General features: G+C 61.0%; 16 protein-coding genes. 13 read left to right on the top strand and 3 right to left on the bottom strand.

Annotated elements, in window-relative coordinates; all coding sequences use genetic code 11:
• The first annotated feature begins 43 nt into the window (after positions 1 to 43).
• Together pcaQ and BUS06_RS21410 are read left to right on the top strand one after the other, a co-directional pair.
• Complete coding sequence (gene pcaQ / locus BUS06_RS21415) at positions 44 to 1108, top strand: pca operon transcription factor PcaQ (protein ID WP_074266443.1); 1065 nt, start codon at positions 44 to 46, stop codon at positions 1106 to 1108.
• Between the two features lie 253 nt (positions 1109 to 1361).
• Positions 1362 to 2480, top strand: coding sequence for a 4-hydroxyphenylpyruvate dioxygenase family protein (locus BUS06_RS21410; RefSeq protein WP_074266442.1), 1119 nt, complete (start codon positions 1362 to 1364; stop codon positions 2478 to 2480).
• 70 nt (positions 2481 to 2550) lie between these two features.
• Here BUS06_RS21410 and BUS06_RS21405 read toward each other — a convergent pair whose 3' ends face one another.
• On the bottom strand, positions 2551 to 3483 hold the full coding sequence (locus tag BUS06_RS21405; RefSeq protein WP_174567543.1) for a LysR substrate-binding domain-containing protein: 933 nt from the start codon (positions 3481 to 3483) through the stop codon (positions 2551 to 2553).
• A gap of 167 nt (positions 3484 to 3650) precedes the next feature.
• On the opposite strand from BUS06_RS21405, the gene BUS06_RS21400 reads away from it, so the two are divergent.
• Together BUS06_RS21400 and BUS06_RS21395 are read left to right on the top strand one after the other, a co-directional pair.
• Positions 3651 to 4688 carry a DUF1338 domain-containing protein gene (locus tag BUS06_RS21400; RefSeq protein ID WP_074269224.1) on the top strand — a complete coding sequence of 346 codons (1038 nt, stop codon included), beginning with the start codon at positions 3651 to 3653 and terminating at the stop codon, positions 4686 to 4688.
• A 156-nt stretch (positions 4689 to 4844) separates the two neighbouring features.
• Positions 4845 to 7865 carry an FAD-binding and (Fe-S)-binding domain-containing protein gene (locus BUS06_RS21395; protein WP_083611549.1) on the top strand — a complete coding sequence of 1007 codons (3021 nt, stop codon included), beginning with the start codon at positions 4845 to 4847 and terminating at the stop codon, positions 7863 to 7865.
• Here the strand turns inward: BUS06_RS21395 and BUS06_RS21390 are convergent.
• Positions 7783 to 8409 carry a helix-turn-helix domain-containing protein gene (locus tag BUS06_RS21390; protein ID WP_074266440.1) on the bottom strand — a complete coding sequence of 209 codons (627 nt, stop codon included), beginning with the start codon at positions 8407 to 8409 and terminating at the stop codon, positions 7783 to 7785. The two genes, BUS06_RS21395 and BUS06_RS21390, sit on opposite strands and share 83 nt — an antisense overlap.
• Positions 8410 to 8542: 133 nt before the next feature.
• On the opposite strand from BUS06_RS21390, the gene BUS06_RS37905 reads away from it, so the two are divergent.
• On the top strand, positions 8543 to 8692 hold the full coding sequence (locus tag BUS06_RS37905; RefSeq protein WP_167379415.1) for a hypothetical protein: 150 nt from the start codon (positions 8543 to 8545) through the stop codon (positions 8690 to 8692).
• Positions 8693 to 8793: 101 nt separating this feature from the next.
• Positions 8794 to 9939, top strand: coding sequence for an acyl-CoA dehydrogenase family protein (locus BUS06_RS21385; RefSeq protein WP_167379414.1), 1146 nt, complete (start codon positions 8794 to 8796; stop codon positions 9937 to 9939).
• A 24-nt stretch (positions 9940 to 9963) separates the two neighbouring features.
• On the opposite strand, the gene BUS06_RS21380 is transcribed toward BUS06_RS21385, so the two are convergent.
• A complete protein-coding gene (locus tag BUS06_RS21380) occupies positions 9964 to 11520 on the bottom strand; it encodes a class I adenylate-forming enzyme family protein (RefSeq protein ID WP_074269223.1) in 1557 nt (518 codons plus the stop codon).
• A 543-nt stretch (positions 11521 to 12063) separates the two neighbouring features.
• Between BUS06_RS21380 and BUS06_RS21375 the strand changes: the two genes are divergently transcribed.
• From BUS06_RS21375 to BUS06_RS21345, 7 genes are all read left to right on the top strand, one after another.
• On the top strand, positions 12064 to 13308 hold the full coding sequence (locus BUS06_RS21375) for a branched-chain amino acid ABC transporter substrate-binding protein (RefSeq protein WP_074266438.1): 1245 nt from the start codon (positions 12064 to 12066) through the stop codon (positions 13306 to 13308).
• Between the two features lie 67 nt (positions 13309 to 13375).
• Complete coding sequence (locus BUS06_RS21370) at positions 13376 to 14323, top strand: branched-chain amino acid ABC transporter permease (RefSeq protein WP_074266437.1); 948 nt, start codon at positions 13376 to 13378, stop codon at positions 14321 to 14323.
• Between the two features lie 3 nt (positions 14324 to 14326).
• Positions 14327 to 15643 carry a branched-chain amino acid ABC transporter permease gene (locus BUS06_RS21365; protein WP_074266436.1) on the top strand — a complete coding sequence of 439 codons (1317 nt, stop codon included), beginning with the start codon at positions 14327 to 14329 and terminating at the stop codon, positions 15641 to 15643.
• Positions 15640 to 16413: an ABC transporter ATP-binding protein gene (locus tag BUS06_RS21360; RefSeq protein WP_074266435.1), complete on the top strand. Its 774-nt coding sequence runs from the start codon at positions 15640 to 15642 to the stop codon at positions 16411 to 16413. Before BUS06_RS21365 ends, BUS06_RS21360 begins: the two co-directional genes overlap by 4 nt.
• Positions 16413 to 17126 (top strand): ABC transporter ATP-binding protein, encoded by a 714-nt coding sequence (locus BUS06_RS21355; protein WP_074266434.1) that lies wholly within the window; start codon positions 16413 to 16415, stop codon positions 17124 to 17126. The genes BUS06_RS21360 and BUS06_RS21355 overlap by 1 nt, the downstream gene beginning before the upstream one ends.
• 25 nt (positions 17127 to 17151) lie before the next feature.
• A complete protein-coding gene (locus BUS06_RS21350) occupies positions 17152 to 19191 on the top strand; it encodes an acetoacetate--CoA ligase (protein WP_074269222.1) in 2040 nt (679 codons plus the stop codon).
• Positions 19192 to 19291: 100 nt separating this feature from the next.
• Complete coding sequence (locus BUS06_RS21345) at positions 19292 to 20461, top strand: fumarylacetoacetate hydrolase family protein (protein WP_074266433.1); 1170 nt, start codon at positions 19292 to 19294, stop codon at positions 20459 to 20461.
• Positions 20462 to 20477: the final 16 nt, after the last annotated feature.

Raw genomic sequence — 20477 nt, 5'->3', positions numbered from 1 at the left:
TATGAAAAATGACGTTTTCTCGCCTTTCGTATAACCTGTCGTTATGCAACGAAGCCTCGCGGATAGCCGCGTCAAATTCCGCCATCTCCAGTGTTTTCTGGCCGTCGCGCAGTTCGGCGGGGTCCAGAAGGCCGCTGAGAGCCTGTCCATCACTCAGCCGGCGGTCTCCAAGACGGTGGCCGAGCTCGAGGCCATTCTCGGCGTCAGGCTGTTCGAGCGCGGCCGTCATGGGGCCGTGATCACCCGCGAAGGGCAATTGTTCATGCCGCACGCCAGCGCCTGCGTCAGTGCGTTGCGGCTTGGTGTCGATCTGCTGTCGAGGGCCGAAGGCGCGGCGTCGGCGACGCTGGAGATCGGTATTCTGCCCACCGTCGCCAGCGCGCTGGTGCCGCGGGTGCTCAAGCTGTTCGGCGCGCAATGGCCACGCGTGATTGTGCGTCTTGCGACCGGCGCGAACGCGGAACTGCTGGAGCGTTTGAAGGCCGGTTCGATTGAGTTCGCTGTGGGGCGTCTGGCCGATCCCGAGCGAATGGTCGGACTTAGCTTCGAGCAACTTTTCACCGAGCCGCTGATTGCGGTCGTGCGCGCCGGGCATCCGCTCGAGGCAAGCGCCGGGTTGCCGGCCGCGTTGCTCGAAGGCTTCACGGTGGTCGTGCCGCCGTTCGGCACGCTGATCCGGCAGTCCGCAGATAGTCTGCTGGCGGCGTGGGGTGTGCCGCCGCTTTCGGCCTTCGTCGAGGTGCTGTCGGTATCGACGGGCCGCGCGCTGGCGCTCGAGAACGACGCGGTCTGGTTCGTGCCGCAAAGCGCCGTCGAATACGAGTTGGCACATGGCATGCTGGTACGCCTCCCGTTGCCGTTTGCCGGGACCGGCGAGCCAGTCGGCCTGATCCGGCGCTCCGATACGCAACCGTCGCCGGTGGGGCTGGCCCTGATCGATGCGCTGCGAACGGTCGCGCGGCAACGCATGGCGGATACGGCGGCGGCGCCGGTCAAGGCCAGCGCTAGTGCCGGTGCCCGAGCACGCGGGAGCACCGGCACCAGCGTCAGCGCAAACGCAGACACTGGCGCGCCAAAGGCGTCAAAGCGCCGCCGCAAGCCCGCCTGAGCCTGCTTCCGCCGCGCCCAGGCTCGTTCAGCGAGACAGTACCGTCAATCCAGCGAGCTCACGCCAAAGTGAACCATTCAGTACAAAATGCAGTTGCGGGCTGCCCCGTCTCCGGTGTACAAACACGGTGCGAAAGTTATGGCGCAATTTGCGTAGTGCGTAACATCCCCAGGTCGCTGCGGCATTGCGTAATCGCGATGGCCTGCGTACAACATCAGGAAGAGCGTCGGAAAGTATGAACAAGGAGAGTGCCATGCCCAGCGACCTGCCCACTCCGGGCGACGCGATGCAGGCCGTATCGGACCCGGAACACAATCCGCTCGGCACAGCTGGTCTTGAGTTCGTGGAGTTCGCCGCGCGCGATCCGCAGGGGCTCGGGCAGACCTTCGAGCAACTCGGCTTCAAACCGATTGCGCGGCACGTCAGCAAGTACGTCACGCTATACCGCCAGGGCGAGATGAATTTCCTGCTCAATGCCGAGCCGGATTCGTTCGCTGCGCGCTACGCAGAGGAATACGGCGCGGGCATCTGCGCTGTGGGCATTCGCGTAGCCGACGCCCAGCTGGCCTTCGACCGGGCCGTCGAGCTAGGCGCCTGGGCCTTCGAAGGGGAGAAGGTCGGCAAGGGCGAGCTGGTGATCCCGTCCATCCAGGGCATCGGCGATTCGCATATCTACTTCGTCGACCGCTGGCGCGGCCGGGGTGGTCTGCGCGGCGGTGTGGGCGACATCTCGATCTTCGACATCGATTTTCGTCCCATCGAAATCGACACCGCCCACGCGGATCTGAGTCATGCCGGCACGGGTCTGGTCGCCATCGATCATCTGACGCAAACCGTCGGCGCGGGCAGGATGCAGGAGTGGCTCGACTTCTATCGCGACCTGCTTAACTTCCGCGAGATTCACGAGTTGCACGCCAACTGGCATGTCGCCGCGGAATCGCGCGTGATGGTGTCGCCGTGCGGGGCGATCCGTATTCCGCTCTACGAGGAAGGCACGCAGCGTACGAGTCTGATGCATGAGTATTTGCCTGACCATCCGGGCGAGGGTGTGCAGCATATCGCCTTGGCCACCGGCGATATCTTTGCCTGCGTCGAGCAACTGATGGCCAATGGCATTGAATTCGTCGAACCGCCGCCGCGCTATTACGAGCAGATCGATGCGCGTTTGCCGGGGCATGGGCTCGATCTCGAGCGCCTCAAGCGCGGGCGGATTCTGGTGGACGGCGAGATCGGTGTGGATGGCGTGCCGTTGCTGTTCTTTCAGACGTTTGTGCGGCGCCGCGCCGGCGAGATCTTCTTCGAAATCGTGCAGCGCAAGGGACATCACGGATTCGGCGAGGGCAATCTGAGCGCGCTCGCCAAGGCCCGTTGATCGACGTCTCTATTGCCAGATCGACCAGAAGCGTTAGCGAATCGAATGCCAGAAGGCCGGAAGCGGCCGCTCAGTCTTCGTCTGCCTCGCTGGCCAACACAGGATTCGCGGCCCCATAGGCCGCAGCCTGCTCCAGCAACCACTCGCGGAAGCTCGCTAGCGGGCGACCGTGGCTGAGCTCGGTGGGATAGACCAGGTAGTAGGCGGCTTCGGCAATCGCCGGCGCGTCGAACGGCACGATCAGCCCGAGTCGCGCGAATTGCGCATCCACGAAGAAACGCGGCACCAGTGCGATGCCGAGCCCCGCCGCGGCGCCGCTGATCAACATCGTATGCAATTCGTAGCGTACGCCCTGCATCGTACGGTTATCGTCCACACCCAGTTTCTCGAACCAGTTCGCCCAGCCATCCGGGCGCGTCGTCGAGTGCAGCAGCGGGTAGTCGAGCAGTTCGGCGGGCGTGGTCACGGGCCGCTTCAATAGACTCGCCGCACAGACGGGAATGACCTCCTCGCGAAACAGGAAGTCCGCAGACGTGCCGGGCCAGGTCGGCTTGCCGTAGTGAATCGCCGCTTCGAAGTGGGTCTCCGCAAACGGAAACGTGCCGGTGCGCACGCCCATGTTCACGCGGACGTCGGGATAGCGCGCATTGAATTCGCCCATGCGCGGAATCAGCCAGTGCGATGCGAAGGTGGGGAGGGCGGCCAGTTCGAGGTAACCGCCGCCGCTGCCGTGCGCGACGATCGACAGCGTGTCGCGGTCGAGTCCTTCTAGCGCTCGGCGCACCTGGGCGCTGTAGACCTTGCCCGCCTTGGTGAGCACGACGCGTTGCTTGACCCGCACGAATAGCCGTACGCCGAGATTGCCCTCGAGCGTCGCGATCTGCCGCGAGACCGCGCTCTCGGTGAGAAAGAGTTCGCGTGCTGCGTGGGTGAAGCTTTCATGCCGTGCCGACGCTTCGAAAGCGAGCAGCGCGCCCATGTTGGGGATCTTGAACTTTCGCACGTTGATTCCGAAAACGCATCAAGTCTGAAGTTTATCTCGCTTTACGGCACCCGCGTGGATTTGAATAATTGCCGTCGAACGATGCCGGCTTGCGTCCAAGCGACGCGGCACTGGCGGATCCCCCCTACATGCGTTGGCTCATGCAGCCCGCGCTCCGGAGAAAGACCGTGCAGAACCCGCGAAATGCAAATGTCGAACAACTGCTGCTGAAACTGATCGGCGCCGAGAAGACCGCGGCGCTCTTCAAGACGCTGAACCATCCGCAAGTCCTCAATGAATGGGAACCCGGCGTGGTCACCCGCGCGGAGCTCGCGCAGGCGATGAACATGGTCCTGTTCGAAGACCTGCTGGCGCGCTCGGCGAACGGCCGCGCCTACACGCAGGACGCGCTGACCGTGGGCGGCAGCGTGTACTTCGATCACGGGGCGTTGCGCACGGTGCGTTGGGCGTCGAGTGGAGCGTTGCCGCCGGGCGAGGCCGCATTCGCTCGCATTTTGCGGCCGCTCGGTTTTCGCATCAACGGACGCTATCCGCTCGATCGTCTTGGCATGACGGGCCGCGCATGGGCGCATGAGGATGCACCCGATGAAATCGCCCAGTTCTTCGTCAGCGAACTGCATCCGGAGCGCTTCTCGCCTGAATTTCAGCAGGCCGTCACGAATGTGATCGGGACATCGCGCGATCCGGTGACGCCGCTCGCCACGGCGCATCTTTGGGAGCTCGAGCGTGAAGGCGTGCTGCCGCTCGCGGCGGCGCACGAATTGCTCCCGGTGATCGTCGGCGCGTTTGCGCGGCAACACGAGACGCCACGCGAGGCCGATTACGAAGTATTGTTGAAGGAGTCGGCGGAAATGGCGTGGATCGCCACCGAAGGTAATGCATTCAATCACGCGACGGATCGCGTCGCCGACGTGTTCCAGCTTTCGGACGACGAAAAAGCCAAGGGACGTCCGATGAAACCGGAAGTCGAGCGTTCGCGTTCGGGCCGGGTGTTTCAGACCGCTTACCGGGCGGATATTGTGAAGCGCGAATTCCGCGCGGGGGATGGCAGCACGGTGACGCGTGAGGTGCCGGGATCGTTCTACGAGTTCATCACGCGCAAGCGGACGTTCGATCAGGACACGCGCCGCTGGGAAACGGACCTGCGTTTCGATGCGGGTAATGCGCAGGGGATCTTCAAGATGACCGCCGGTCAGGCTGCGTAAATACGCTTCCGGGCTGCTTGATTAGCAGGTCTATGAGCGTGCCGCGCTCATTCGCACGAGAGGGCAGTCGAGGTGGAATCGTCAACCGATGAGACACGGGTTAAAGCAACTGGCACCCCATCCGTAGCTACGCCGTTTCGCGGTACGGCGGCCGTCATGCAATCGCTCGAAGCCGATCTGCGGCAGCATGTGCGCGGCGAAGTGCGGTTCGATCAGGCGTCCAAAGCGTTGTACTCGTCGGATGCGTCGAACTACCGACAGGTGCCGCTTGCGGTGGTCGTGCCGGCCAATGTCGACGATCTCGTTGCCACCGTCACCGTGTGCCGGCGCAACGATGTGCCGTTCCTGCCGCGCGGCGGGGGCACGTCGCAGAATGGACAGTGCGTGAATGTGGCAGTCGTTGCGGACGCGAGCAAGTATGTGAATCGCGTTGTCTCGGTGGACCCGGTGGCGCGCACCGCGATCGTCGAACCCGGCGTGGTCTGCGACACGTTGCGCGATGCCGCGGAACAGCATGGCCTGACCTTCGCTCCGGATCCGGCCACGCACAGTCGCTGCACGCTGGGCGGCATGATTGCCAACAATTCTTGCGGCGCGCATTCGGTGATGGCCGGCAAGACGGTCGAGAACATCGAAGCGCTCGAGATCGTCACTTACGACGGTGCGCGCTTCTGGGTCGGTCCTACGCAGGATGATGAACTCGAACGCATCATTGCGGCTGGCGGTCGGCAGGGCGAGATTTATGCGGCGCTTAAACAGCTGCGCGATGCGTATGCCGACCTGATCCGTGCGAAATTCCCGCAAATCAAACGGCGCGTGTCGGGCTTCAATCTCGATCAGCTGTTGCCGGAAAACGGCTTCAATGTCGCGCGTGCGCTAGTTGGGACTGAGGGCACGTGTGCGATCACCTTGCAGGCGAAAGTACGGCTGGTGAAAAGCCCCGCGAAGCGCGTGCTGCTCACGCTTGGCTTCACGGATATCTTCACGGCCGCCGACGCGGTGCCGCATTTCATGCATTGCGGACCGATCGCCATCGAGGGGCTCGACCGGGCAATCATTCGGGGCCTGCAGGCGCGTGGTCTGAAAAGGGACGAGATTGCGCTCCTGCCCGCGGGCGATGCGTGGGTCGTGCTCGAATTCGGCGCGGATACGCACGACGAGGCAGTGCTGCAGGCTCGCGCGGCGGCTGAGTATTTTGCATCGGGCGCGGCAGGGTCTGATGTTTCGATGGTGCTCGTCGAAGATCGTGCGTTGCAGGCGAAGGTCTGGTCGATTCGCGAGACGGGTGCATCGGCGGTGGCGCTTTCCGTTGACCCTGCGCGTCCCGATCCGATCGTCGGATGGGAAGATGCGGCGGTCGATCCTCTACGGCTCGGCGATTATCTGCGTGCTTTTCAGGCGATGGTCGATCGTTACGGCTATGAAACCAGCTTGTACGGCCACTTCGGCGACGGCTGCGTGCACGCGCGCATCACCTTCGATCTGCGTACGGCAGAGGGCATTGCGACATGGCGCGGTTTTCTGCGTGAAGCGGCCGAACTGGTGGTGGAATTTGGCGGCTCGTTGTCGGGCGAACATGGCGATGGTCAGGCGAAGGCCGAGTTTTTGCCCATCATGTATGGGCCAGAATTGATGCAGGCGATGGAGCAGTTCAAGGCGATCTGGGATCCGGCGAACCGTCTTAATCCCGGCAAGGTAGTGCATGCGTATCGTGCCGATGAAAACTTGCGCATGGGGCCGGCGTACAGGACGGTGACCTTGCAGACCAGACTGACGTTCGCCAGTCAGGAGGGCGATGGTTTTCAGCGCGCGGTGGAACGTTGTATTGGCATGGGCAAGTGCCGTTCGCTGGAAGGAGGCACGATGTGTCCCAGTTATCGGGCTACGCGCGAAGAGAAGTATTCGACTCGCGGCCGCGCTCACCTGTTTTGGGAAATGCTGCAAGGCGAAGTCATTAAAGATGGCTGGCAGAGCCGGGAAATCAAGGAAGCGCTCGATACGTGTCTTGCCTGCAAGGGCTGCAAGTCCGATTGCCCCACGCATACCGACATGGCCACGTACAAAGCGGAATTTCTTTCGCATTACTATGAAACGAATCGCCGGCCACGCCAGGCGATGCTCATGGGCCGGATTGGCGAGTGGGCGCCGATTGCAGCGCGCTTTCCACGGTTGGCCAATTTTATGACTTCGGCGCCGGGGTTAGCGTCGTTGGGTAAGTGGATGGCTGGGGTGGCGCAGGCGCGTGAGTTGCCGAAGTTTGCGAAGCAGACGTATCGGGAACGTGCGAGGCTGGCGGCGTTTGATTTGGGTTTGTCTGAGGCGGCCCCACCTAAGCCGGCCGCACCTAAGCCGGTCGCTCGCAAAGTCATCCTCTGGGTGGATACGTTCAGCGATCACTTCTCGCCGGAGATCGCCGAGGCCGCCGCGGACGTGCTAACCCAACTCGGTTGGCAGGTCGTGCTGCCTGAAAATCGCTTGTGCTGCGGTCGCCCGCTGTACGACTTCGGCCTGCTGGACCGTGCGCGGCAATTGCTCGTGAACGTGCTTGACGACCTCGCCGACGATATCGCAGCAGGTGTGCCGCTAGTCGGTCTTGAGCCCGGCTGCCTGTCGGTGTTCAAGGATGAACTGCTCAAGCAGCTACCCGATCATGCCCAGGCGAAGCGTCTATCGGCACAGACTTTCCTGTTCTCGGACTTCGTCGTGCGCGAGCCGTACGACTGGCCCAGGCTCGACGCCGAGGTGGTCGTACACGGCCACTGCCATCAGAAGGCGCTGTTCGGCATGCAAGGCGATACGGCACTGCTGGAACGGCTCGGTGTGAAATGGAAGCTGCTCGATACCGGTTGCTGCGGCATGGCCGGTTCATTTGGCTTTAACGCGGAACACCATGAGCTCTCGGAGAAGATCGGCGAAGACAAACTGTTTCCGGCGATTCGCGGCGCAGCGGCGCAAACCATCGTATTGACCAACGGGTTTAGCTGCCGTGAGCAGATCGAGCACGGCACGGGGCGTCATGCATTGCATATCGCGCAGTTGGCGCAGCGGGCGTTGTTAAAACGAGGTGCCGTGCACGCAGCGACTCGCGCGGCGCCTATTTCTTCGCCGAATCAGCCGCTACTTGTGGAATGTCCGCGCTGGTCGCCATCCAGAGTACTTCGGCATCTTCATCGCTAGTGGAAACCGCAGCGTGACCCGTGCGGCTATCGAAATAGATACTGTCCCCCGCATTCAGATGCGTAGGGGCGTAGAGCTCGGAGTACAGGCACACACTGCCGCTGATCACATACAGAAACTCTTCGCCTTCGTGACGCCCCCAGTCGTCGAATGCATCCAGCGTGTGCGCCGAGATACGGATGCGAAACGGCAGCATTGCCTTATGGGCGAGGTCGGTGGCGAGCAGCTCCATCTGGTAGCCGCGATACGCGTGGCGTTGACCCGCATCCTTGCGAGTCAGCGCACGGCGACCGCCGGCGCTGACCTTCGGCGTGGAGCCGAACAGCTCGCCGATCTCGATCTTCAGGCCGAGCACGATCTTTTGCAGCACGTCGAAGGTCGGTGACATCAGGCCGTTTTCGACTTTCGAAAGCGTCGAGCGCGACACGCCGCACAGGCGGCTCGCGGTCTCGAGCGTCAGGTCCTGCGCCTGGCGCGCGGCACGCACGCGCCGGCCCAGATCCGAGGTGGACGGCTCCGCGGGTTTGGTGAGATGGGTATCCATGGAATGTAGGGACCGACGTTCGCCTTTTGGCGGGTAATGTTTCCGATCATAACATTGGGTGACCTCCCAGGCCTTTTCTGTCGGAGGTCGTCCAAAACAGGCTTAACAGTCGGTGCGCCTGGAGCCCGACCTTATGGCATTTCGCTCAGGTTTTCTCATCGGAAACGCCAACGGTTCCTGGAGCGCCGAGGGGAAGACACCACTGGAAGCGATCATCCTTACCGAGTACGGTGCCCCTGACGTGCTGCGCTACGGTGTGCGCCGCCAGCATGGAATAAAGTAGTCGCTCATGCGTTCTATAAAACGATATCGCGCAGTTGTTGCCGATCTTAAGAGACGAGAACACAAATGACCGATACCGCTGCCCCCAACGCAACGCAAGCCTTGATCGATGCGGCCGATGCACTCGGCTCCATCGTCGCAAAGCATAAGAAAGCACTGGCACTGGGCCCGGATCTTCCGCTTGAAATCGCCGAGGCACTCGAAGCCGCGGGCTTAACCCGTCTGTGGCTTCCCCGAAATATTGGAGGCATGGAGCTATCTCCAGTAGATTACTTCCGCGTAATGGAAGCGGTTTCCAGACACGACGGTTCAGTCGGCTGGTGCGCGAGCATTGCGTCCACGGGAACGCGCGCGGCTGGCTTGATACCGCAGTCGTCCGCAGCGCAATTGCTCGCAGACGGGGGCTTTGTCTCGGGCAGCCTCAGTCCGACCGGTAAGATCGTCAAGGAAAAGGACGGCTGGCGAATCAACGGACGTTGGCCTTGGGGAAGCTTCATCGTACACAGCAAGGTCACGCTGGCGGTCTGCGTGGAGTACGAAAACGGCGTCGCACGCTCAACCCGTGAAGGCGGCCCGGTGCTCAGAGCAGCGCTGCTGCCCACGCGCGAAGTTAATATCATCCACACGTGGGACGGCGGTGGATTACGCTCGTCGGGCAGTCATGATTTCGCCATCGAGAATGGGTTTGTCGAAGACGCACGTACATTCGCCTTGACCGACTTCAACCCTGAACCGTGCCAGCCAGGGGCGCTTTACGGACTGCCTTTCATTACCATGTTTGCTTTAGGGATCACGGCCGTATCGCTTGGTATCGCTCGTGGGTCTATCGACGCGCTGGTTGAACTGGCACAGCACAAGGTCGCCGCGGGCGCACAAGGCCCGTTGCGAGAGCAAGCCAGTGTCCAGGCTGCCGTTGCTCAAGCTGAAACAGCATTTCGTTCGGCGCGGGGATTTCTTTTTGAATCGGTCCAGGATCTATGGGATCGTCGCGTTTCGGGGCAACCGGACGATATGAAGCAGCGCGCGCTCGTCCGCATGGCGAGTTGCAATGTCGTCGATATGGGAAAGAAGGTTGCGATGCAGATGTTCGAGGCGGCCGGCGGCTCGGCTCTACACGAGCGTTCGCCGTTCAGTGCGTATCTGCGGGACGCGCAGGCGGCGGCCCAGCACCTGGCGTTTTCCCAACGCAATATGGAAACCGCCGGGCGCGTGCTGCTCGGTATGCACCCCGGTACTCACAGGTTCTAACGGACGAATACCGGGTGAGAACGTTCAACGCGTTCCCGAACTGAACTGCTCGCGCAACTCCCGTTTGAGCACCTTGCCGATGGGGCTGCGCGGCAGTGTATCGACAAATCTCAGCGCGGAGAGCCTCTGCATCTTCCCCAGACGCGCATTGATCCACGTTAGCAACGCGTTTTCGTCTAGCGTTGCACCCAGGCGGCGCACGACGAAGGCCACAGGCGTTTCGCCCCATTGCTCGGACAGCGCGCCGACCACGGCGGCATCCGCAACATCAGGATGCCTATGCAGTTCTGCTTCCAGATCGCTTGGGTACACATTGAAGCCGCCCGAAATGATCATGTCCTTCTTGCGATCGAGCAACGTGAGAAAGCCGTCTTCGTCGAAACGTCCCATATCGCCGGTGCGGATAAAGCGCTTGCCGCTCGGGTCGTACCATTCCGCTTCAGCGGTTTTTTCGGGTTGCCGGTAATAGCCGGTCATCATTGCCGGTGAGTTGCCGACGATCTCACCGACTTCGCCTTGCGCGACCTCGTTGCCGTGCTCGTCGATGAGGCGGATATCGTGCCCTTCCACGGGTTTGCCGACCGTATGCAGTTTGTCGGGGAACGCGTGTGCTTCCAGCTGACATGAACCTCCGCCTTCGGTCATGCCGTAGTACTCGGTGAGCTTGCCGGGCCAGCGCCGTACCACGTCGGCCTTCACACTGGCCGAGAATGGCGCGCTGGTGCAAAACTTGGCCTGGAAGCTGGACAAGTCGTAACGGTCGAACTCGGGGTGCGCCATCAGCCGCTGATACTGGACCGGAACGAGCATCGTATGCGTCACGCGGTATTGCTGCGCGAGTGTCAGGTAACGCGTGGTGTGGAATTTCGGCATCAGCACGACGGTGCCACCGAAGGTGAGCGTCGGCATGAAGCTCACGAGCGTGGTGTTCGAATACAGCGGCGTCGAGATCAGCGTTGTGGCGTGCGGCCCATAGCCACGCTCGACGCTGCGCTGCGCGTAAGCCCAACGCATGCCGTGCGATTGCACGATGCCTTTCGGCGTACCCGTGGTGCCCGAGGAATAGATGATGTTGAATGCCCATGCAGGATTGATCGCAACTGGCAGGGGCGCCGTACCCTCGGGCGCGAGCCATGTCTGCAGGGCGATGCTGCCTGAGTGCCCATCAAGTCCGATGGCCTTGGCGTTGATGTCGCCGGCCAGCGGCTCGAGCAGACGCTTGACCTCGGCGTCCAGAAACAGCAATCGCGCGCCTGAATTGCCGATCATGCTGACAAGGCTCGCCGTGCTCGACGTCGGTGCAAGCGGCGCAACCGCTGCGCCCGCCCTCAGGCCGCCAAGAAAAGCGACTACGTATTCAACCGAAGCCGCCGCGCATAGCGCCACCGCATCGCACGGCTTAAGTCCATCGCGCTGTAACGCGGCCGCGAAGCGGTCGACTCTTGCGTCCAGTTCAGCGTACGTCACAACCTCGCCGTCGCAGATCAAGGCGGGATGATCGCCGCGTTCGGTGGCGAAGCGGCGTAACGTATCCGTGATGCAGACGAACGGTTCGTCCACCAATGTGTCGAGCCATGTCATTTGCGCGTGCCCCAGCAGGTCTTCATGCCACCATTCGATGTAACAGATAGCATCGTCTTGCGAAGCGGATGAAACACGTCTTTCACAGGCATTACAGCGCTCCTCGATGTTGTTGTGTGGCGCAGGCGTACGCGCGTATTGTTTGACGATCATACGTGCGCACTTGTGCCGTGTAAATAAAAGCACGTTCATTCACTTCGTGGGGCGCATCACTGCGCTAGGTGTTTTCCCGGCCAACCCCTGCCGGGGAGGACTTTTGCGCGGTTTGCCCGTTGACACGCTACGAACGGTCGTGCGAAATTGTGTGTCGAATCCCCTCGATAGCCATCCCGGATAGACGCGCATCACTTCGTCAATTGAAGCGATTTCAACTGACACGGAGATACGAAGCATGTCGGCCAGCCGTTCCTGTTTACGTGTCGCGGCAGCACCGTTCCCAACGTCTCATAACGCCCAGCGCAAACGTGCAGGGCCGCTTCAGCTTCGCATATAGTTAGTTATACCTAAGAAAGAATCGATTCCAGAATCGTAGGAGACAACTGCATGAACAAGATGCGTTCCTTAATGGCTGGCGCAACGATTGTCTTCGCGCTAGCGTCCAGTATCGCCTCGGCGGAAACGGTCCGGATTGCGTATATCGATACGCTGTCGGGCCTGATGGGTGCGCTAGGCAACAACGAACTGAAGAGCTGGCAATACGTGACCGAGGTGGCCAACCAGCAGGACTGGGCCGGTGGAACAAAATTCGAAATGGTCCCGTTCGACAACAAGTTGTCTCCGCAACAGAGTCTTACGCTGCTCAACGAAGCGGCCGATCAGGGCATCCGTTACATCACGCAGGGTAACGGCTCTTCCGTGGGACTTGCGCTCGAAGATGCGGTGTCCAAGTACAATGCGCGCAATCCTGGCAAGGAGATCATCTACCTGAATTTTGCGGCGGTGGATCCGGCCATGACCAACGCCAAGTGCGACTACTGGCACTTCCGTCTCGATGCAAACTCGGACATGAAGATGGAAGCGTTGACGACATTTCTTGCCAAGGATCCGAACGTCAAGAAGGTCTATCTGATCGATCAGGATTATTCCTTCGGCCATGATGTGTCGCGTACTGCGCAGGAATACCTCAAGCGCAAGCGTCCGGACATCCAGATAGTGGGCGACGATTTTCATCCGCTTGCACAGGTCAAGGATTTCTCGCCCTATGCGAGCAAAATCAAGGCATCCGGTGCCGATACGGTTATCACGGGTAACTGGGGCAGCGATCTGGCGCTGCTCATCAAGGCCGGTAAGGACGCGGGTGTGACCGCCAATTACTATACTTACTATGCCTCGACCACCGGCGTGCCGACGGCGATGGGAGCGGCTGGCGCCGGGCGCGTCAGATACGTGGGTTACATGGGCGCGAATACCGCGAGCAATCCGCCGCAAGCGAATCAGATCATGGACGGCTTCAAGAAGAAGTACGACGACGATTTCTTCGAAATGGCCGCCTATACGGGCGTGGCATTACTGAGCAAGGCGATCAAGGACACCAGATCCACCGATCCGGTCAAGGTGGCCAAGGCGATGGAGGGCATGAAGGTACAAAGCCTGAACGGCACCGTCGAGATGCGGGCGTCGGACCATCAGGCGGAGCAGCCCCTCGTGATCGCCACGTGGGTCAAGGCGGACGGCAAAGACGTCAAGTACGACCAGGAGAAAACCGGCTATGGCTGGCGAACCGATGCGGTGCTCGATACTTCGTCGTCAGTTCAGCCGACAACCTGCCAGATGAAGCGACCTAACTAGGCGGCGCGCTCTCCATCGTGCGGCACGAGTTTCCCGATACTGGCGCAAGAAGCAAGGAATATTGTCTGTGGAATTCTTCGTCATTTCCCTGTTGAACGGCATCAGCTACGGGCTGTTGCTGTTCCTGTTGTCATCGGGGCTTACGCTGATTTTCAGCATGATGGGCGTGCTTAATTTCGCTCACGCCAGCTTTTACATGCTGGGCGCTTATTTTGCGTATGCCATCGCCAGCAAGATCGGCTTTTGGCCCGCGCTCGTGTTAGCGCCATTGCTGATCGTGGTTGTCGGGGCGCTCGTCGAACGTTTCGGCTTGCGCACCGTGCACAAGTACGGGCATGTTGCCGAACTGCTGTTTACGTTCGGTCTTGCCTATCTGATTGAAGAGGCCGTCAAGCTCGTCTGGGGACAGTCCGCGGTGCCTTACCGGATTCCGCAGGAACTGGATGGTCCGCTGTTTCAGGTGTTCTCGTCGGTGTTTCCGAAGTATCGTGCCTTCATGATGCTCGTGTCGGTGTTGATGCTGGTGACGATGTACCTCGTGCTTACTCGCACGCGCATCGGGCTCGTGATTCAGGCTGCGCTGACGCATCCGCAGATGGTCGAGGCGCTCGGCCACAATGTGCAGCGTGTGTTCATGCTGGTGTTCGCCGGCGGCGCAGCGCTTGCGGGCATCGCGGGCGTGATCGGCGGCAATGCGTTTGTCACTTCGCCCTCGATGGCTGCTTCAGTGGGCACCATCGTGTTCGTCGTGGCGGTGGTGGGCGGCATGGGTTCGCTTGCAGGGGCGTTCATCGCTTCGCTATTGATAGGACTCTTGCAGACATTCGCCGTCACCATCGACTCCTCACTAGCCGACCTGTTCGGCTTCATTGGCTTGCATGTGACGAGTGCCACGCCGCTGTCCTCGGTGTGGAAGCTGACCGTCTCGCAGATGGCGCCAGTGCTGCCTTATCTTTTGATGGTGGTGATGATGATTGTGCGCCCACGTGGTCTCATGGGAACCCGGGAGGGCTAGGTCATGAAACCAACCATGAGGCAGAGCTACGAACGGGCCATGGCACAAGAGGGACGTGCGGCTTCTCCACCGCGTCATCTCGCGCGCTACCTGATCTGGGGGATAACGGCTCTTGTGATGGCGATCGCACCGCTAATCTTCTCCAGCGGCTTCGCGATCACCCTGTTGTCGCAGATGGGCATCATGATCATCTTCGCGCTGTCGTACAACATGCTGCTCGGTCAGTCCGGCATGTTGTCCTTCGGTCATGCGGTCTATTCGGGCATGGGTGCGTTCATCGCCGTGCATGTGCTCAACCAGGTCGGTGCGGGGGCGTACTGGTTTCCGGTCTCGTTGTTGCCGCTGGTGGGCGGCCTCGGTGGGGCTTTGTTCGGTGTGCTATTCGGTTACGTGACCACGCGCAAAGCGGGCACGACATTCGCCATGATCACGCTCGGTATCGGCGAGATGGTGTTCGCCAGTTCGCTGATGTTTCCCGACTTCTTTGGTGGAGAAGGTGGCGTCTCGACCAACCGGGTCGTCGGCAATGCGGTGCTCGGCATTACGTACGGACCCGGGCGCCAGGTGTATTACCTGATCGCGGTGTGGTGCCTGCTGTCGATGATCGCAATGTATGCCTGGACGCAGACCCCTTTGGGTCGCATCGCCAACGCCGTGCGTGACAACGCGGAACGGGCTGAGTTTGTCGGCTACAACACGCAGCGCGTGCGCTATCTGGTGGTAATTCTCTCGGCGTTCTTTGCGGGCATTTCCGGCGGGTTGTCGGTTATCAACTTCGAGATCGTCTCGGCGGAGAACGTGGGGGCCGTGCATTCGGGCAGCGTGTTGCTGGCCACGTTTATCGGCGGTGGTGGCTTTTTCTTCGGGCCCGTCATCGGTGCTGTGGTCTTTGTGCTGTTTGCAGTCGCACTGTCCAGCCTGACACAGGCGTGGCTACTGTATCTGGGGCTGTTCTTCGTGCTCATGGTGATGTTCGTGCCCGGCGGCGTCTCCAGTCTGCTGATGAAGCAGGTGCCGTTGCTAGCTAAGCGCAAGTTTGGCCGCATGTTGCCGACGTACTCAGCCGCATTGGGGGCGGGCCTGATCCTGTTGGCCGCGTTGATCCTGACGGTGGAGTTGACCTACAAGCTGCAGATCGATAGTGACAACGGCACGGCCATGACACTCGCCGGCTTTAGCTTCGATGCGTCGTCGTTCAAGCCTTGGGCGGTTGCCGTGGTGCTATGGCTAGCGGGTGCGCTGGGTTGGCGCGCAGCGGTGGCGCGTGTGCATCAGGCCTGGGACGCAGTGCAGGCGGAAATGGCAGGAGGCGCACGATGACGGCCGCACTTGAGCTAACAGACGTTCGCAAGAACTTCGGACAGACGGAGATCATCCGCGGCGTTAACCTGAGCGTTCCGAAGGGCGAACGCCATGCGCTGATCGGCCCCAATGGTGCGGGCAAGTCGACCACCTTCAATCTGATTTCGGGGCGCAGTGTGCCGAGTTCAGGCTCGGTCAAGCTTAACGGTACCGAGATCGGCGGACTCAAGCCGTTTGTGATCAACCGTATGGGCCTTTCGCGCAGCTTCCAGATCACCAACATTTTTCATCGGCTTTCGGTGTTCGAGAACTTGCGCTGCGCGGTGCTCTGGTCGCTCGGCTACAAATACTCGTTCTGGCATCGGCTGTCCCAGTTGCACGACGCGCGTCAGCGTGCCGACGAGGTGCTCGAACTGATCGGCCTGCAACGCCGCCGCGATACGCAGGCGAGCCTGCTGACCTACGCGGAACAGCGCGCGCTGGAGATCGGCATCACTATCGCCGGCGGTGCCGAGGTGATCCTGCTCGACGAACCGACAGCGGGCATGAGCCGCTCGGAATCGGATCAGGCGGTGGAGTTGATTCGCAATGTGACGGTAGGCAAGACGCTCGTGATGGTCGAGCACGATATGGGCGTGGTGTTCGGTCTCGCGGACCGTATCTCGGTGCTGGTTTATGGCGAGGTCATCGCAACGGATACGCCTGAGGCGATCCGCAACAACAGCAAGGTCAAGGAGGCCTATCTCGGCGCCTCCCTCGACGAAAGCTCCACGGAAGGAGCGCACTAATGACCCAGCGCATGCTCGACGTGCAAGGTCTGCACGCCTACTACGGCAAGAGCCATATTCTGCAAGGCGTCGACGTGCATGTCGACGAGGGCGAGATCGTCACCTTGCTCGGGCGCAACGGGGTAGGGCGTTCCACCATGGCTAAGACGATCCTCGGGATGGTCAAGGCTGCGGGGTCAGTGCGATTTCGCGACGAAGAAATTCTAGGGCGCCGCACGTTTGAGATCGCCCAGTTAGGCATTGGATACGTTCCCGAGAACCGCGATATCTTCCCCACGCTAACGGTGCGCCAAAATCTGCTGTTAGGCGAAAAGCGTAACCGTCGACAACACAAACCACGCTGGACGCTAGCGGAGATGTACGGAATGTTCCCGCGCCTCAAGGAGCGCGAGAATACCGCAGCGGGCGTGCTTTCGGGCGGCGAGCAGCAGATGTTGACGCTGTGCCGAACGCTGATGGGCGACCCGGATCTGATTCTCATCGACGAGCCCACGGAAGGACTCGCGCCCAAGCTGGTGGCGCTGGTGGGTGAGTATCTGCAGGCGCTCAAGGAGCGCGGCGTGTCGGTGCTGCTGATCGAACAGAAGCTCGCCATTGCGCTCGACATCTCGCAGCGCGTCTATGTCATGGGCCACGGAAACATCGTGTTCGAAGGCACGCCTGCCGAGCTAAAGGCCAACGCGCAGGTACGCAAGGAGTGGCTGGAGGTTTAGTGTTCCTCTATTGCCGATCGAAAATATGAACCAAGCAGATTCTGTCGCTAGAGACCCGGCTGTTGGTCCCACCTGCGTTCCGCAAATTCGCCTCTACCAGGAGTGGTTGCAGCAAACCCGCGGCCTCTCCTTCGATTCGTACGATGCGCTGTGGCGCTGGTCGGTCTCTGACCTCGACGCGTTCTGGGCAAGCGTCTGGGAGTTTGGCGGCATGCTCTCGCCGACACCCTACAGCGCGGTGCTGGCCGAGGAACGCATGCCGGGGGCACGGTGGTTTCCTGGTGCACACGTGAACTACGCGCATCAGGTGTTTAGGCATGCGGACGCCGCACATGCCGCAGGTATGCCAGCTATCGTCAGCGAGGACGAGCAGGGCCGGACAAGAGAGCTAGGCTGGCCCGAACTGAAACGACAGGCTGCCTCGCTTGCACTGACCTTGCGTGAACGCGGAGTGCAGCGCGGCGATCGCGTTGTGGCTTATTTACCCAATGTACCCGAGACGATTGTGGCGTTTCTCGCCTGCAGCAGTATCGGGGCGGTGTGGAGCGTGTGTGCACCTGACATGGGGCTTAACGCTGTAATCGACCGGTTTCGTCAGATCGAGCCGCGCGTTCTGATCGCGGCCGATGGTGTCCACTATGCCGGCCGTCCAATGGACCGCAGCCGGGTGGTGGCCTCGTTGCGTGCCGCGCTGCCGGATGTGCATACGTTGATCGTGCTGGAAACGCCGCATGCGGCATCACGCGTGGACGATGCACTCAGCTTTGCCGACGCGGTCGCGCGCGACGATGCGGCTACGGCCGCGTTTGTTCCCGAGTGGCTGCCGTTCGATCATCCGCTATGGGTGGTGTATTCGAGCGGCACCACGGGTCTGCCTAAAGCGATTGTGCAAAGCCAGGGCGGCGTCGCGGTGACCGCAATGGCCGTCGCGTTGCTTAACGACCTCGGCGCGAGCTATAGCAGCAACAATCTTGGCGAACGATTCCACTGGTACACGTCGACCGGCTGGATTATGTGGAACGTGCAGCTTTCAGGTTTGTTGGCCGGCACGACGATCTGCCTTTACGACGGTAGTCCGAACGGCCGCAAGGAACATCCGGACTGGGGCGTGCTGTGGCGCTTCGCCGCCCGCCATCGCATTACCGTGTTGGGAGCAGGCGCGGCTTTTCACGGCAACTGCAAGAAGGCGGGGCTTTCTCTGGCCGACTGCGGCGATCTTTCGCGGATGCGTGCGATCGGCAGCACTGGCTCGCCGCTGCCGGAAGACGTCCAGCGCTGGGGTACTGAGCAATTTGCTGCAATCGGTACGCCGGACATCTGGTGGATCAATATCTCCGGTGGCACCGATCTGTGCTGCAACTTCGCCACCGGTAACCGGGAACTGCCGCAAGTGCCGGGGCAAATGCAGTGCCGCCAGCTAGGCGCTGCAGTCGAGGTCTGGAACGAAGCGGGGCAGCCGGTGATTGGCGAGGTCGGCGAACTGGTATGCACCCGGCCCATCCCCGGCATGCCGCTGTATTTCTGGGGCGATGAAGGCAACGCCCGCTATCTTTCGAGCTATTTCGACGTTTATCCCGGCGTGTGGCGTCACGGGGACTGGCTCAAGATCGAAGCGGACGGAGGATGCATTATTTACGGCCGTAGCGACGCCACGATCAACCGTAGCGGCTTGCGCATGGGCACGAGCGAGATCTACGCCGCGGTCGAGGCCTTGCCTGAAGTGCTCGATTCGATGGTGATCGATCTCGAGTTTCTCGGCCGCGAGAGCTATATGGCGCTGTTTGTGGTGCTGCGCGACGGCATCGTGCTGGACGCTGCGCTCGAATCGCGTTTGGCGGCGGCAATCAGGACATCGCTATCGCCGCGTTTCGTGCCGGATCAGATTCTGCAGGCACCGGAAATTCCGCGCACCCTGTCCGGCAAGAAGCAGGAAGTACCGATCAAGAAACTGTTTCTCGGCCACGCACTCGAGAAGGTGGTCAATCGCGAAGCCATGGCCAATCCGCAGTGTCTGGACTGGTATGTGCGGCAAGCCGCCCTGCACGCGGCGCATCGTCAGGCGTAGTGCGGCGCGTTCCCAGAACGTGCCGCGTGCATCAAGAGGTGGACACTCTGCGTCGTCATGGATAGGATCGGTTTTTGGTCAATGCTCCGGACATGACGATATGCGAATCGAACCCGCTTCCTTGCTTCCCAACGATCTCGACCAGGCGCTGCTCGTAGGCCGCGTATGGCGCCCCGCGCCGGTTAATGGACCGTCTGTCGTGGTAGTTCGCGGCGGGCAGGTCTTCGATATCACTTCCACGGTGCCCACGACGGCCGATCTGTTCGATCGGGCCGACGCCGTGCAAATCGCCCGCACTGCGCCCGGTGAGGCGCTGGGATCAGTCCGTGCGTTGCTAGAAGCAAGTTTGGCGTCGGCGGGTCAAGCTGGCATACGACTGCTTGCGCCTTGCGATGTGCAGGCGATCAAGGCGTGCGGCGTAACCTTCGCCGTGAGCCTGCTGGAACGGGTGATCGAGGAGCAGGCGGGCGGCGACGCCGGCAAGGCTGACGAAGTGCGCCGGACCATCACGGAACTGATCGGCACCGACCTCGCGAAGATCAAACCCGGCTCGGACGCGGCGATGAAACTGAAAGCTGAACTCGAGCGACGCGGTGCATGGTCCCAATACATGGAGGTCGGTATCGGGCCGGACGCCGAGGTGTTTTCTAAGTCCCAGCCGATGTCGGCCGTAGGGCTCGGTGCTGACGTTGGTCTGTACCCGACGTCCGTGTGGAACAATCCGGAACCGGAGATCGTGCTGGCCGTGAATAGCTCGGCTCAGATTGTTGGCGCAACGCTCGGTAACGATGTGAATCTGCGCGATATCGAAGGCCGTTCGGCTTTGCTGCTCGGCAAGGCAAAAGACAATAACGGCTCGTGTGCGATCGGGCCGTTCGTGCGTCTGTTCGACGAGCGCTTCACACTGGATACCGTACGCGCAGCGAGCTTGTCGCTGCGCATCGAAGGCACGGATGATTTTGTGCTGGAAGGTGTGAGTCATATGAAGGAGATTAGTCGCGATCCGGCTGATCTCGTCGCGCAGACCAGTGGAAAGCATCATCAGTACCCCGATGGTTTTATGTTGTTCCTCGGCACGATGTTCTCGCCGATCAAGGATCGCGATGCGCCCGGTGCGGGTTTCACTCACCATCTTGGTGATGTGGTGACGATTGCGACGCCTTCGCTAGGTGCTTTGGTGAACACAGTGCAGCTTTCGACCGAGATTCCTCCGTGGACATTTGGTGTCAGAGCGCTCTATCAGAGTCTTGCAAAACGCGGACTGCTGTAGATCCTTCCTGAAGCGC

Origin of the sequence: Paraburkholderia phenazinium (assembly GCF_900141745.1) — a bacterium.
GTDB lineage: Bacteria > Pseudomonadota > Gammaproteobacteria > Burkholderiales > Burkholderiaceae > Paraburkholderia > Paraburkholderia phenazinium_B.
This window is presented reverse-complemented; position numbering and strand designations above follow the sequence as displayed.